General features: G+C 38.8%; 3 protein-coding genes and 1 pseudogene. 2 read left to right on the top strand and 2 right to left on the bottom strand.

Annotated elements, in window-relative coordinates; genetic code table 11:
- Window positions 1-331: 331 nt before the first annotated feature.
- Together QT996_RS28755 and QT996_RS28405 are read left to right on the top strand one after the other, a co-directional pair.
- Window positions 332-451: an IS1/IS1595 family N-terminal zinc-binding domain-containing protein gene (locus QT996_RS28755; protein WP_445304599.1), complete on the top strand. Its 120-nt coding sequence runs from the start codon at window positions 332-334 to the stop codon at window positions 449-451.
- Between the two features lie 21 nt (window positions 452-472).
- Window positions 473-649, top strand: a complete 177-nt coding sequence (locus tag QT996_RS28405) for a hypothetical protein (protein ID WP_333050841.1) — start codon at window positions 473-475, stop codon at window positions 647-649.
- 52 nt (window positions 650-701) lie between these two features.
- Here QT996_RS28405 and QT996_RS28400 read toward each other — a convergent pair.
- Window positions 702-857, bottom strand: a pseudogene (locus tag QT996_RS28400) (IS1 family transposase); the annotation flags it as partial.
- Between the two features lie 188 nt (window positions 858-1,045).
- Window positions 1,046-1,776: ISAs1 family transposase (locus QT996_RS28395; protein WP_333050839.1), on the bottom strand; the 731-nt coding region annotated here is incomplete at its 5' end.

Genomic DNA, 1,776 nt, shown 5'->3' with positions numbered 1-1,776 from the left:
TCTTACCACAGTTGCTCCCCGGCCAGCTATGACCCATCATTGGCGATACCGCAACGCAGTTGCGGTGAGCAGTTACGTCGAATCCAGGAGATCTATAAGGAATGAGTAAGCGGGAGCATCTCAATTATGCAATAAATATAAATACTTAGAAGAGTAATATGCAAGAATTATCTAAAATGTAAAAACACCCTTACGAGTGAGAAAAATATGACCCCAGAAGAAACTCAAGGGTAGTGCCATGAAGGAAAGGATGGAGTAAACTTAAGCTACTCTTAGAGAGAAGTGTTTGCCATTGGTGATATGACAGTAGAAATTAATTCTTGCCCCAATTGTGGCGAGCGAAGAAGTTAGTCGTAACGGTCAGACTCGGCATGGTAAACAAAACTACAAATGTCGAGAATGTGGTCGTCAATTTGTTCTCAATCCCGCGTGGAAAGCTATTACGAAATAACAACAGGAGTTAATGCAGCGGATGCTACTTGAACGTATTTCTCAAGCCGGAATTGCTCGGGTATTACAAGTGTCAGAAGATACAGTGCAGCGGTACGTAAATGCCCGAGCTGTTGTTGTTAAGAAGCAAGTGGAGGTGAGTTCCAAGCCAAAAAAGCGCCTGAATGTTCAGATGGATGAGTTATGGGTAGTGCCATGAAGGAAAGGATGGAAATGATAAAACCAAACCGAATTCAAAAAAAAGTAGGCATCTAGAGTTGTAAACTAGCATTATAATGATGCACAAAACTCCAAATTGCAGCAATATGATTTTCCACTTTCTTAGAGAAGGATAAGCTCTTTCTCACCAATCGAGATACTCGTTGTCGAATGGTACAGTTAAATCGCTCGATATAGCTGGTACAACCACCAGGGTAAACGCATCTAAATTAAGTTGACAAAAAATCATATTTGTGCATGAGTTACTCTCTGAGAAAACCATGCTTAAAACTCTTAAATCTGATGCAATTAACCCAGTTAAAATCGAGCTTTAAGAACTTCTGAATTCTCAAAACTGAATCAAGTTAGATCGAGAATCAGTTTTAGTTTTAGAGCGTTAGCTGGCAGAGTCTAAAATTTTAACTAAATAATTATTATCCATTCCCGCCAGATACCGCTTCATTTTTAAACTTCCTTTCAATCCTTTTTCCTGTTTCAGTAAATTGACAGCTAAACGTCGTAGAAAAGCAAAATTTTCCGGAGAATGATCTTTACGAATGCGACTCTTGTCTTCAGAAAAAGTAACATCCAATGTCCACTGTAAGCTATTTTCAATACCCCAATGACTACGAATTGCTTGAGAAATCTTCTCGGCATTACTGGCTAAACTACTTAAATAAAACCGAACTTCTGTGGTAGTTTTATTCCACAAACGTCTTTCACTTACGACCATCACAACCGTTTTTAATCCAGCCCATAATGATTGATTATGAAGACGTAGCAACTCCGAGACTGCCACCGTCCAAATTTGTCTTTTTTCAACTCGATGATGCCCAGCTTCTATTTGTTGATAATAGCTATGCTCTCTGCCAGCAAACTCTTCTTTTCGAGCTAATTCAAACCAGTTTTTTACGTCTTTATGAAGAAGTTTTGGATTTCCCTTTAGCGCTAAAAGATAATCTCCTTTCTTCTTAATTATGAGCGCTGCTATTTCTTTCTGACATCCCATAGCATCGATGGTTATTATGCTCTCTTCAATTTCTAGCAGCTCTAATAAAGCCGGAATCGCTGTCACTTCGTTGGATTTATTATTGACTTTTTTTTGCCCTAAAACTAATTGATGGGACG

The organism is Microcoleus sp. S13C4 (genome assembly GCF_036700865.1).
Lineage (GTDB): Bacteria > Cyanobacteriota > Cyanobacteriia > Cyanobacteriales > Microcoleaceae > Microcoleus.
Note: the sequence above shows the minus strand (reverse complement) of the source record. Positions and strands in the feature narration are given on the sequence as shown.

Bases quoted from the DNA above. Each gene is read 5' to 3' on its own strand.
- QT996_RS28405 (WP_333050841.1), top strand. From the start codon at position 473: ATGCTACTTGAACGTATTTCTCAAGCCGGAATTGCTCGGGTATTACAA.